The 11,991-nt window shown below is 75.5% G+C and carries 11 protein-coding genes and 1 tRNA gene; 5 read left to right on the top strand and 7 right to left on the bottom strand.

From position 1 onward, the window contains the following. Nucleotides 1-40: 40 nt before the first annotated feature. Both INN71_RS11785 and INN71_RS11790 read right to left on the bottom strand, forming a co-directional pair. On the bottom strand, nt 41-880 hold the full coding sequence (locus INN71_RS11785) for a prephenate dehydratase (RefSeq protein ID WP_277499900.1): 840 nt from the start codon (nt 878-880) through the stop codon (nt 41-43). Nucleotides 881-925: 45 nt separating this feature from the next. After that, nucleotides 926-1,624, bottom strand: coding sequence for a dihydrofolate reductase family protein (locus INN71_RS11790; protein WP_277499899.1), 699 nt, complete (start codon nt 1,622-1,624; stop codon nt 926-928). Between the two features lie 103 nt (nt 1,625-1,727). Between INN71_RS11790 and INN71_RS11795 the strand changes: the two genes are divergently transcribed. Then, complete coding sequence (locus INN71_RS11795; RefSeq protein ID WP_301800478.1) at nt 1,728-4,205, top strand: SCO7613 C-terminal domain-containing membrane protein; 2,478 nt, start codon at nt 1,728-1,730, stop codon at nt 4,203-4,205. 127 nt (nt 4,206-4,332) lie between these two features. Beyond that, nucleotides 4,333-5,439, top strand: coding sequence for a Glu/Leu/Phe/Val dehydrogenase (locus INN71_RS11800; protein WP_301800481.1), 1,107 nt, complete (start codon nt 4,333-4,335; stop codon nt 5,437-5,439). A gap of 78 nt (nt 5,440-5,517) precedes the next feature. On the opposite strand, the gene INN71_RS11805 is transcribed toward INN71_RS11800, so the two are convergent. Both INN71_RS11805 and INN71_RS11810 read right to left on the bottom strand, forming a co-directional pair. Further along, nucleotides 5,518-5,703 (bottom strand): DUF3073 domain-containing protein, encoded by a 186-nt coding sequence (locus tag INN71_RS11805; RefSeq protein WP_277499896.1) that lies wholly within the window; start codon nt 5,701-5,703, stop codon nt 5,518-5,520. 177 nt (nt 5,704-5,880) lie between these two features. After that, on the bottom strand, nt 5,881-6,339 hold the full coding sequence (locus INN71_RS11810; protein WP_277499895.1) for a GatB/YqeY domain-containing protein: 459 nt from the start codon (nt 6,337-6,339) through the stop codon (nt 5,881-5,883). A gap of 25 nt (nt 6,340-6,364) precedes the next feature. Between INN71_RS11810 and INN71_RS11815 the strand changes: the two genes are divergently transcribed. The 3 genes from INN71_RS11815 (at nt 6,365) to INN71_RS11825 (ending at nt 8,935) form a co-directional block, all read left to right on the top strand. Beyond that, on the top strand, nt 6,365-7,369 hold the full coding sequence (locus INN71_RS11815; protein ID WP_367619030.1) for a metallophosphoesterase: 1,005 nt from the start codon (nt 6,365-6,367) through the stop codon (nt 7,367-7,369). Between the two features lie 75 nt (nt 7,370-7,444). Then, nucleotides 7,445-7,521, top strand: a tRNA-Pro gene (locus INN71_RS11820). Between the two features lie 97 nt (nt 7,522-7,618). After that, nucleotides 7,619-8,935, top strand: a complete 1,317-nt coding sequence (locus tag INN71_RS11825; RefSeq protein ID WP_301800484.1) for a hypothetical protein — start codon at nt 7,619-7,621, stop codon at nt 8,933-8,935. 73 nt (nt 8,936-9,008) lie between these two features. Here the strand turns inward: INN71_RS11825 and fbaA are convergent, their stop codons facing one another. The 3 genes from fbaA to INN71_RS11840 all read right to left on the bottom strand — a co-directional run bounded on the left by fbaA (nt 9,009) and on the right by INN71_RS11840 (nt 11,903). After that, entirely contained in the window at nt 9,009-10,043 is a 1,035-nt protein-coding gene (fbaA, locus tag INN71_RS11830) for a class II fructose-bisphosphate aldolase (RefSeq protein WP_301800486.1), read from the bottom strand. Nucleotides 10,044-10,109: 66 nt separating this feature from the next. Then, on the bottom strand, nt 10,110-11,270 hold the full coding sequence (gene corA, locus INN71_RS11835) for a magnesium/cobalt transporter CorA (RefSeq protein ID WP_277499891.1): 1,161 nt from the start codon (nt 11,268-11,270) through the stop codon (nt 10,110-10,112). Between the two features lie 195 nt (nt 11,271-11,465). Beyond that, the gene (locus INN71_RS11840; protein WP_277499890.1) at nt 11,466-11,903 is read right to left on the bottom strand and encodes an Hsp20/alpha crystallin family protein; all 438 of its coding nucleotides are present in this window, start codon (nt 11,901-11,903) and stop codon (nt 11,466-11,468) included. Between the last annotated feature and the right edge of the window lie 88 nt (nt 11,904-11,991).

The following is an 11,991-nucleotide window of genomic DNA, read 5'->3' on the forward strand; positions in this document are numbered from 1 at the left end:
TCACACTAGCCCGTCGCACCGACGGCCCCCGGGACGCCGCTCAGCCCGCCCGGAACGGGTCGGCCGGGTAGACGCCCAGCACCTTCACGTCGGTCGTGAAGAACGACAGCTCCTCGAGCGCCCGGGCCAGGCCGGGCTCCGCCGGGTGGCCGTCGACCTCGGCGAGGAACTGGGTCGCGGTGAACTCCCCGCCGACCATGTAGGACTCGAGCTTCGTCATGTTGACGCCGTTCGTGGCGAACCCACCGAGGGCCTTGTAGAGCGCGGCCGGGAGGTTGCGCACGTTGAACACGAAGGTGGTCACGACCGGCCCGCCGTCCGCGGGCGCCTCGTCGTACGACGGGGAGAGCACCACGAAGCGGGTCGTGTTGTGGTCCTCGTCCTCGACGTCGGTGGCGAGCACCTCGAGGCCGTAGATGTCGGCGGCCAGCGGCGGCGCGAGCGCGGCCTGCGTGGGGTCGCCCGACTCCGCGACCTCGCGCGCGGCGCCCGCGGTGTCGCCGGAGATGATCTTGGTCCACCCGTGCTCCGCGATGATGCGGCGGCACTGCCCCAGCGCGTGCACGTGGCTGTGGACGGTGCGGATCGTGCCCACCGTCGCCCCCGGCACCGCCATCAGGTGGAACTGGATGCGCAGGAAGTGCTCGGCGACGATGTGCAGGCTCGTCGTCGGCAGGAAGTGGTGGATGTCGGCGACGCGCCCCGCGAGCGTGTTGTCGATGGGGATGAGCGCCAGGTCGGCGTCCCCGCGCTCGACGACCGCGAAGACCTCCTCGAACGAGGCGCAGGGCACCGACTCCAGGTCGGGGTAGTGCCGCTGGCACACGATGTGGGAGTTGGCGCCGGGCTCACCCTGGTACGCGATCCGTCGGACAGTCACGGTCGGTCATCCTCGCACCGGCACGCGGGCGCCGGCGACGCCGTGTCAGCGGCGGACGGTCCAGCGGCCCAGCAGCGTGCTGTCCGCCTCCAGGAGCAGCTGCAGGTCGAGCGCCGCGTCGACCGGGGGGCCGGCCGTGATGCGGGGACGCTCGCCGGCGACGATCCGCGGCACGAACGTGGCGCACAGCTCGTCGGCGACCCGGCTCGCGAGCAGGTCGCGCAGCAGGTGCGGACCGCCCTCGGCGAGCAGGTGCACGAAGCCCTGCTCGACGAGCTGCTCCCGCAGCGCGACGAGGTCGACGCTGTGCGAGCCCAGCACGAGCACGTTGTCCTCGCCCAGCGCTTCCCGCGCCTCGGCCAGGCCGTCGGCCGCCGCGCAGGTCGCGAGGATGACCCGGCCGGGCTCGGCCCCGCGCAGGCCCGCGGGCACCTGGCCGCGGCGGCTCACGAGCACGATCGGCCGCTCGGCGGGCGAGTAGCCCTCGGCCTCCGCCGTGCCCGCGCCGACCACGATGACGTCGGCCAGCTCCCGCAGCACCCGGAACACGCGCTGGTCGGCGGCGTCGTGGATGGAGTCGGATCGCTCGGAGTCGCCCGTCGCGGCCCCGTCGAGCGTGCTCACCATGTTGACGCGCAGCCACGGACCTCCCGCCGGTACGCCGTACAGCGCGGGCAGCTGGTCGTCACCCAGGTCGTCCGTGCCGGCGGCGGAGGGGTTGCGGCGGTCGAGGAGTACACGCACGCGGGCCACCCTAGGCGACCGCCCGGTGCAGGTGCGCGTACTCAGACGCACCTGAGTCCCGGCGGCCTGCCGCGCGCGGAGCCCGGCTGGCTGGATGGTGACCATGCGCTTCGCCGACCCCACCCGTTGCCCCGACTGCCGTGCGCCGTACGTCGCGGGGAGCCCCGGCTGCTCCCGCTGCGGCCTCCCGCTGCGCGGCGACCTGGCCCGCCAGCTGTTCAGCACGCTGCGCGAGGCCGACGACCTGCTCGGGCGGCTCCGCGCCAGCGTCGCCCCACCCGCACCCGCCCCGGTGCCGGTGCCGGTGCCGGTGCGGGTGGCGCCGCCCGTGCCGCCCACCACGGGCATCCTGGAGAGCGGCGTGCCCGGCCTGCTGCTCGGGCTCGGCGCAGCCTGCCTGCTCGTCGGCGCGCTGGTCTTCCTGGCGATCGCCTGGGCCCTGCTCGGCGTCGGGGGCCGGACCGCGCTGGTGGGGATGATGACCGTCGGCGCGGCGGCCGGCACCGTCGCGCTGGCCCGTCGCGGGCTGCGGGCCGGCGCCGAGTCCTTCACCTGCGTGACGCTCGGCCTCGTGCTGCTGGTCGTCGGCGGCGCCGACGCCGCCGGCTGGTGGGGCGACCTCGGCGACAGCGCCCTCCTGCTGCTCATGGGCGGCGCGGTGGTGGCCGCCGGGCTCGGCCTCACCGAGGCGAGGCGCGGCGCCCCGGGCCTCCTGACCGCGGCCCAGCTCGGCACCGTCCTCGGCGGGTGCCTGGCGACGCTCGGCGCCGCGTCCACGCTGCCTCTCGAGACCGGCCTGGCCTGCGGCACGGCGGGCTTCCTCGTCCTCGCGGCGTACGGCGCGGTCCGCCCCGCGCGGCTCCTGTGCGTCCTCGCCGCCGGGGCCGGCGCCGCCACGTGGGCGCTGCTGGCCGTCATCGGTGCGGCGCGGGCGGTCCTGCACCTCGACACGCTGTGGTCGGAGGGCGACGTCGTGCCCCTCCTCGTCGCCACCGCGCTGGCCGCCGCCCCCGCCGTCCTGCCGCCCACCCTGCTCGCGCTGCCCCACCTCGCCCGCGCGGTGTGCGCGGGCGCCGCGGGGGCCACGCTCACGGTCGCGGTCGTCGTCGGCCTGCACGCGGTCGGGCCCGATGCGGCCGTCGTGGGGTGGAGCCTCGCGCTGCTCGTCGCGGCCGCCGCGGCGGCGGTCGTCCCGCCCGCGTGGCGGGTCGCCCTCCTCGGCCCCGGCGCGGTCAGCGCGCTCGTCCCGCTGGTGGTGCTGACGGACGTCGCCGGCCGGGCCGCCGGGGCGGTGCTCACGGTGCCGCGCCCGAGCGCGGCCCTCGTGCGCCTGGACCCGGTCGCGGGCCTGCTGGACCGGCCGTGGGTCGTGGTCGTCGCCGCCCTCGCCCTCGCCGCGGCGCTCGTCGCGGTCCTCGGACGGCACGTCCCCGCGGCACGTGGGGACCGCGGGGACGTGCCCCTCACCCTGCCCCTCGGCCTGCCCGGCGTGGTGTCCGGCGTGGTGCCCGGCGTCGTCCTGGGCGCGACGCTGCTCGCCGCGGTGGTCGTCGCGTCGTACCCCGTCCCGCTCCTCGCCGTGGTCCTCGTGCTGCTCGTGCCCGGCGCCACGGCGCTCGCCCGGGCGGCGACGCACGGCAGTGGCCGCTCCACCCCGTGGTGGGCGCTCGCCGCCGCCCTGACCTGCCTGGCGGCGATCGCCGCGACCCCCGCGCCGTCGCTGCTGCTGGCGACGCTCGTCCTGGCCGTCGTCGCCTGCGTCGCCGCGCTGCTGCTGCCGACGGCGGAGGCCGTGGCCGCGGCTGCGGGCCTCGCCCTCGCGCCCGCCGTCGCCGGCACCGTGCTCGTGCTCGGCGACCTGCTGGGGGCCGACCCGCAGCCCGGGGTCGCGGTGGCGACCCTGCTCCTCGCCCTGCTGCTCGCGCTCGTCGGTCGGGTGGCCGTCGAGGTCGGCGCCGCCACGACCGCGGTGGTGCTCGCCGGCGCCGCGGCGACCCTGCCCGCGGCGGGCACGTGGCTGGCCGTCGACCTCACCGTGCTGGGGGTCGGCGCCGGCCTGGCCGCGCTGCTGCGCGCCGACCGACGTCCGCTCGCCTGGGTCGGGGGCGGTCTGCTCGTGCTCGCCTCCTGGGCGCGCCTGGCCGACACGGGGGTCACCACCCCCGAGGCCTACACGCTCCCCGCCGCCCTCGTGCTCCTCGCCGTCGGCGTCCTCGCCCTGCTGCGCGAGCCGCGCCTCCGCACGACGCCCACCCTCCTGGGCGGGCTGCTGCTCGCCCTGACGCCCAGCCTGCTCGCCGCGCTCGCCGAGCCCGCGTCCCTGCGCGGCCTGCTGCTCGCCGTCGCCTGCCTCGGACTCGTGCTCGGCGGGGCCGGGCTGCGCTGGAGCGCCCCGCTCCTCGCCGGCGCCGTGACCGGGAGCCTGCTGCTCCTGCGCGCGCTCGCACCGTACGCCGCGCTGGTGCCGCCGTACCTCGTCATGCTCCTCGCGGGCGCCGCGCTCGTCACGGTGGGCGTGACCTGGGAGAGCCGGCTGCGGTCGCTGCGCCGCGGTCACCAGTACGTCGCGCGCCTGCGCTGAGCGTGACCCCGGCCACCTCCTGACGCCGGGCCGCCCCGGTCCTAGGGTGGTGGGCGTCGCCCGCGCCACCCCTGCGGGCGCGCCCACCGCGCCGCCCACCCCCGCGGCGCCCGAGCACAGGAGAGCCATGACCAGCCCCGCCACTCCCCCCGACGCCGTCGGGTCCGACCTCTTCGAGCTGGCCGCCGGCCACGAGCAGGTCGTCGTCGCCAACGACCCGGCCTCCGGCCTCCGCGCGATCATCGCGATCCACTCCACCGCGCTCGGCCCGGGTCTCGGCGGCACGCGCTTCCACCCCTACGCCTCGACCGACGCCGCGCTGCGCGACGTGCTCGACCTGTCGCGGGGGATGTCGTACAAGGCCGCGTTGGCCGGGCTCGACCTCGGCGGCGGCAAGGCCGTCATCATCGGCGACCCGCGGCGGGACAAGTCCGAGGCGCTGCTGCGCGCCTACGGCCGGTTCGTGCAGTCGCTCAGCGGTCGCTACCTGACCGCGTGCGACGTCGGCACCTACTCGGCCGACATGGACCTCGTCGCGCGCGAGTGCCGCTACGTCACCGGCCGCACGGTCGCGAACGGCGGCGCCGGCGACAGCTCCGTGCTGACGGCGTACGGCGTGTTCCAGGGCATGCGCGCCGCGGCCGAGCGACTGTGGGGCGAGGCGACGCTCGCCGGACGCACCGTCGGCATCGCCGGCGTCGGAAAGGTCGGGCGGCACCTGACGGGCCTGCTGGCCGAGGACGGCGCCCAGGTCGTCGTCACCGACGTGCACGGACCCGCGGTCGAGGGCGTGCTCGCGGCGTACCCCGGTGTGCGGGCGGTCGCGACGACCGCGGACCTCGTGCGGGAGGACCTCGACGTCTACGCGCCGTGCGCGCTCGGCGGCGCCCTCGACGACGAGACGATCGGCGTGCTGAAGGCCCGCATCGTGTGCGGTGCGGCGAACAACCAGCTGCCGCACGCGGGCTCGGCGGAGCGGGTCGCGGACGCCGGCATCCTCTACGCGCCCGACTACTGCGTGAACGCGGGCGGCCTCATCCAGGTCGCGGACGAGCTCGACGGGTTCGTCTTCGAGCGCGCGCAGCAGCGCGCGGCGGGGATCTTCGACACGACCCGGGCGGTGCTGGAGCTCGCCGACCGGGACGGCGTCACGCCCGCGACCGCCGCCGACCGGCTGGCCGAGAAGCGGATGCAGGACGTGGGTCGACTGCGAGGGGTCTGGCTGGGCAGCTGAGCGGAGGGCCGAGAGGCCCCTTCGCACCGGCACCCCCGAGGATCTCGCCTTCGGGGGTGCCGATCCGCTCAGCGGAGGTCAGTCACGCTGGGGGCCGGGGTAGTCGGCCCACTTGTCGTACTCATCGAACGACTCCGTGGAGTCGTCATCGCCGCTGTCGCCATGCAGCTCCCGCGCCAGAGCACCGAGATCGGTGTCGTGCGTGCGGTACTTCAGGTCGCGTGCGACCTTCGCCTGCTTGGCCTTTGCTCGGCCGCGCCCCATAGGGTCGACCCCCTCGCGCTTGGCCGGGGCTCTGGGGCACCCGGACTGACTGTCTGTGTCGTGGGCGCAACGCTACCTGTTCGCTGGTCGTTCCCGCACTTCCCGACGCAGATTCGCCGTACGCCCACCGCGAAATCGGGCCCCGGCCACGACGCCGCGACACGCCCGGGCGTGGGGTCACGCCAGCTGGCGGCGCACCTCGGCGGCGACGGCCCCGCCGTCCGCACGGTCCTTGACCTGCGGCTGGACGACGCCCATCACCTTGCCCATGGCCTTCATGCCCTCGCCGGCGACCCCGAGCTGCTCGACGGCGGCGCGGACGATCTCCGTGATCTGCGCCTCATCGAGCTGGGCCGGGAGGTAGTCGGCGATGACGGCCGCCTCGGCCTGCTCCTTCTCCGCGCTCTCGGCGCGACCGCCCTCGGCGAAGGCCGTCGCGGCCTCCCGGCGCTTCTTGGCCTCCTTGCCGAGCACGGCGAGCACCTCGGCGTCGCTCAGCTCGCGGGCCTCCTTGCCCGAGACCTCGGCGGTGGTGACCGCGGCCAGCACCATGCGCAGGGTCGAGGAGCGCAGGGCGTCCCGCTCCTTCATGGCGGTCGTCAGGTCGGCGCGGAGACGGTCCTTCAGGGCACTCATGGGGCCATTGTGGCAGCCTGTCGGGGTGCCGCCCACCGACTTCCTGCGCCCCTCCGCCCCCCACCTCGGCGGTGGGCGACGGCTCGGCGGGGTCGTGGCGCGCACCGCGCTGGCGGGCGCGGCCGCGGGCGCCGCGGCCACGTCGTACGCCGCGTGGGAGGCCCGCCGCTACACCCTGCGCGAGGTGGAGGTGCCGATCCTGCCGCCCGGCGCTCGGCCCCTGCGGGTGCTGCACCTCTCCGACATCCACCTCGTGCCCACGCAGCGACGCAAGATCGCGTGGCTGCGGGGCCTGGGCGAGCTGCGCCCCGACCTGGTGATCGACACCGGGGACAACCTGGCGCACCCCGACGCCGTCCCGGTGCTGCTCGACGCGCTCGGTCCGCTGCTCGACGTGCCGGGCGCGCACGTGCTCGGCTCGAACGACTACTACGCCCCGTCGCTGCGCAACCCGCTGCGCTACCTGCTGCCCGACGACGGCCGGCGCAACACCCGGACCCCCGAGCTGCCGTGGCGCGAGCTCGTCGCCACGTTCTCCGCCGCCGGCTGGCGCGACCTGACCAACCGCCGCACCACCATCGACGTCGGCGGCCTGCGGCTCGTGCTCGCCGGCGTCGACGACCCCCACCTCGAGCACGACGACCTCGGCGCCGTCGCGGGCGACGCGCGGGCCGGCCTCGGGGCCGACGCGGACCTGGCCCTGGGGGTGGCGCACGCGCCGTACCTGCGGGTGCTCGACCAGTTCGCCCGCGACGGGTACGACGCCGTGCTCGCCGGCCACACCCACGGCGGCCAGGTGTGCCTGCCGGGGATCGGCGCGCTGACCACCAACTGCGACCTGGAGCCGGCGCGGGCGAAGGGGCTGCACCGCCACCCCGCCGACTCCGCGCCGGGCGACCCGGGGTCGACGTGGATGCACGTCTCCGCCGGGCTGGGCACGGCGCCCTCGATGCGGATCCGCACGTTCTGCCGCCCGGAGGCGACGCTGCTGACCCTGGTCCCGCGGCCCGGGGGACCGGCCGCGGACTGACGCGAGGCCGATTGGAGCGCCGGTCACCGGCTCGTATATGCTCCTGACGCTCGTGTGCCGAGAGGCCACGATCGTCGGGCTGTGGCGCAGCTTGGTAGCGCGCCTCGTTCGGGACGAGGAGGCCGCAGGTTCAAATCCTGTCAGCCCGACCACCGGGACGGCCGGACCCCCAGGGGTCCGGCCGTCACCTGTTTCCAGGCCGTTTGTTCCCCTGCTGCGGCGCGGCTCACGCGTGGCACACTCGCCCCCATGGTCGAGAAGGACGAGGGCGACGGGCCGGCGCGCGACGTCGAGAAGGACCTCGAGCTCTCCCTCCAGCTGCCCTCCTTCGGTCGTCGTCGGAGGAAGAGGAGCGAGCCCGCCGCCCCGGTCGTCGAGGCCCCTGCTGACACCGCACCGCCAGCCGAGCCGGCGGCCGTCGAGCCGGCTGCGCCGCAGCCGCCGCCCGAGCCGGAGCCCCGTCCCGAGCCGGAGCCCGTCACCCGGGTACTCCCCGCCGTGGAGCCCGCCGTGAAGCCCGCCGTGGAGCCCGCGGCGGCCGCGAAGCCGGAGGCCGAGCCGACGCCGGTCGCGACCCCGCCGGCCGTCCCGCCCGTCGTCCGGCGGTCGCGACCCCTGTCGTCGTCCCGCGGTCGCGTCGGAGGCACCCTGACGGAGCGGCTCGCCGCCCGCCGGCGCCAGCAGGAGGTCGCCTCCACCGCCGCACCCGCCGAGGCCGCACCCGTCGAGGCCGCACCCGAGCCGGCGCCGCCGACGCCGGCCACCGAGCCGGTGGTCACTCCTGCCGAGGAGCCGGCCGCCACCGTCGAGCCGACGGTCGTGCCCGCCCCGCCGGCCGAGCCCGTCCCCGCCGCGGAGACGGAGCCCGGGCCGGCACCTGCGTCGCCGCTGCGCGCCGCCGTCGAGGCCGCCACCCGCGAGGTCGCGCCCGTGCCCGCGGCAGCCGAGCCCACCCCGCCCGCGCTCGTCGACCGCCCCGTCGAGGAGCCGGCCACGGAGCCCGTCGCCGGGACCGCGCCCGTGCCTGCGGAGATCCTCTACCCGGACGAGACCGACCAGCAGCCCGGTGAGGCGGCGGCGCCCGCCGACGGCGCGGGGGCGGACGGGGGTGAGCAGCGTCGTACCGGGTCGGCGCTGCTCACCCGGCTGCGCACCTTCGAGCTGCCGCCCCTGCCCGAGACGGCGGCGGTCGCGGCCACCGGACTGGTGACGGGGCTGCTGGTCGCGGTGCTGGCCACCGGCTCGCTCCGGCTGTGCTCGGTGGTGCAGGGCACCGGGTCGTGCGGCAGCCCGGTGCTGCTCCTGCTCGTCGCCGTGCTGGTGATCGCCGTCGTGCTCGGCGCCCGGCTGCTCAGCGCGTGGAAGGTGTCCGAGCCGGGGAGCACGAGCTTCCTCGCGCTCGGCCTGGTCGCGTTCGTCGTGCTGGTCTTCCTGCTCGACGTGCTGTTCTCGTGGGTCGCGCTGCTGGTCGTGCCCGTCGTCGCGGTGGCCATGTTCCTGCTGGCGCACCTGCTCACCGACAAGCTCGCCGAGGGCGTCCCCGACGCCGAGCCACCGGGTCGCTGACCCGGCACCGGTACGACGGACGGGGCGGCCCCACCCGCAGGTGGGACCGCCCCGTCGGTGCTGCGGGCGACGCTCAGGCGCCGAGCGTGGTGCCCGCCGAGCGCAGGGCCTGGCACGCCTCGACGACGCGCGCGGCCATGCCGGCCTCGGCGGCCTTGCCCCAGGCGCGGGGGTCGTAGGCCTTCTTGTTGCCGACCTCGCCGTCGACCTTCAGCACGCCGTCGTAGTTGGCGAGCATGTGGCCGGCGACCGGGCGGGTGAAGGCGTACTGCGTGTCGGTGTCGACGTTCATCTTGATGACGCCGTAGTCGACGGCCGCGGCGATCTCCTCGTCCGTCGAGCCCGACCCGCCGTGGAACACGAGGTCGAACGGCTTGGCGTCGGCGTCGAGCCCGAGCTGGGCCACGACGGCCTCCTGGGCGGCCTTGAGGATCTCCGGGCGCAGCTTCACGTTGCCGGGCTTGTAGACGCCGTGCACGTTGCCGAAGGTCAGCGCCGTCAGGTAGCGGCCCTTCTCGCCGGTGCCGAGCGCCGCGACGGTCGCGAGCGCGTCCTCGGGGGTCGTGTAGAGGTGCTCGCCCATGCCGCCCTCGACGCCGTCCTCCTCACCGCCGACGATGCCGATCTCGACCTCGAGCACGATCCGGGCGGCCGCGGCCTGGGCCAGGAGCTCCTCGGCGATCTGGAGGTTCTCCTCCAGCGGCACGGCCGAGCCGTCCCACATGTGCGACTGGAACAGCGGCGCCTCGCCGCGGGCGACCCGCTCCTTGGAGATGTCGATGAGCGGGCGGACGAAGCCGTCCAGCTTGTCCTTCGGGCAGTGGTCGGTGTGCAGCGCGACGTTGACGGGGTAGCTCTTCGCCACCTCCGCGGCGTACGCGGCGAACGCGACCGAACCGGTCACCATGTTCTTGACGGTCGGGCCGGAGAGGTACTCCGCGCCGCCCGTCGAGATCTGGATGATGCCGTCGGACCCGGCGTCGGCGAAGCCCTTGAGGGCCGCGTTGAGGGTCTGGGAGGACGAGACGTTGATGGCCGGGTAGGCGAAGGACTTCGCCTTGGCCGCGTCGAGCATCTCGGCGTACTTCTCGGGAGTGGCGATGGGCATCGGTGGGGTCTCCTCGATGAGCGGGCGGATCGCCGTCACCCTAGCGGGGTGCCGCCGCCCCCCGGCTCAGAGCCACCCGCGGCGGCGGAACACGAGGTAGAGCACGACGCTGACCATCAGCATCATGACGACGGCCATGGGGTAGCCCCACGCCCAGTGCAGCTCGGGCATGTGGTCGAAGTTCATGCCGTAAACGGTGCCCACGAGGGTCGGCGCGAAGAGGATGGCCGCCCAGGAGGAGATGCGCTTGACCTCCTCGCTCTGGTCGATGCTGACCTCGCTCAGCGCCTTCATCTCCTCGTTCTGCTGCTGGGCGACGAGGGTGGCGTTGACGGTCAGGATGTCGCGCAGCAGCTGGCGGAACTCGTCCACCTGCTCGATGACGACGGTGAGGTGGTCGTCGACGTCGCGCAGGTAGCGCTGCAGCTCCTCGTCGGTGCCGTACTTGGCGAACCCCGCGGCGAGCCCCTTGACCACGGCGGCCAGCGGCCGGGTGGCCCGCTGGAACTCGACGACCTCGCGCGTCAGCGCGTAGATGCGCCGCGACACCCGCGGGTCGCCGCTGAAGACCTCGGTCTCGATCTCGTCGATGTCGTTCTCCAGGCCCGCCACGACCGGCGCGTAGCCGTCGACGACCCGGTCGAGGATGGCGTAGAGGATCGCCTCGGGGCCCAGCGCCAGCAGCTCCGGGTCCTCCTCGAGCCGGTGCCGCACCGCGCCGAGGTCGGGCGCCTCGCTGTGGCGCACGCTGACGACGAAGTCGGGGCCGACGAAGAGGTGCACCTCGCCGAACTCGACCTCCTCGCGGTCGTCGACGTAGCGGGCGGGACGCAGCACGACGAAGAGGGTGTCGTCGTAGCGCTCCAGCTTCGGGCGCTGGTGGGCGACGATCGCGTCCTCCACCGCGAGCTCGTGGAGGTCGAACTCGCCGGCGAGCGAGGCCAGCTCGTGGTTCTCGGGGCGGTACAGCCCGATCCAGGCGATGGCCTCGTCGTGCTCGCGCAGCACCCGGTACGTCGCGGCGAGGTCGCCCGGGGAGGCGACGCGGCGCCCGTCGACGTACAGGGCGCTGTCGATGATGCGACGACCCGTCGCCCCCGTGTCGTCGTCCCCGGTCGGCTCGTCGACGCCGGCGGCGCCCTCGACGGCGTCGACGTGGGTGGGCTCGACGCGGTGGCGCCGCAGGGGCGGCGGCAGCAGGCGGGACGGGCGGGCGCGGTCCGACATCGGTCCTCCTCACGGGGGCGTTCGACCGCGGGGGCGCGGTCGGGCGGGGGCCGCGCCGGGACGCGGACGGGCCAGCGTAGGCCCCCGCGGTGACGGCAGGTGGCCGGGAGGTGACGGCGGGGTGCGCCGTACCCCCGCTGCCCCCGGGCACGACGACGCCGGCCCCTCCACGAGGGACCGGCGTCGGCGCGGGGATCAGGCCTCGATGGCCTCCGGCTGCGCGGCCGGGGTGGCACCGGCGACGGCGATCTTGCGCGCCTTCGCCTTCTCCGCGACGGGCACGACGAGCCGCAGCACGCCGTCGGCGTACGCCGCCTCGATGCGGTCGAGGTCGAGGTTGTCGCCGAGCACCAGCTGTCGCGTGAACGTGCCGCGCGTGCGCTCGGAGGCGAGCATCTCCCAGTCGCCGTTGCGGGCGACGCGCTCGGCCTTGACGGTCAGCACGTTGCGCTCGACGTCGAGGTCGATGCTCTCGGCGCTCACGCCGGGCAGGTCGAACTCGATGACGAAGCGCTCACCCTCGCGCCACGCGTCCATGGGCATGACGGCGGGGCGGTTGGTCGTGCCGGAGCCCACGAGCTGGGCGGCCAGGCGGTCGAGCTCGCGGAACGGGTCGGTGGTCCGGAGCAGCATCACGTCATCCTCCTCGTGTGTCCTGGTCCCGCGCCGGGACCTGATGGTTGGTGCATCAGGGAACCTGACATCTCCGTTATATATTCCA

It is taken from the genome of Nocardioides sp. ChNu-153, from assembly GCF_030466625.1.
GTDB lineage: Bacteria > Actinomycetota > Actinomycetes > Propionibacteriales > Nocardioidaceae > Nocardioides.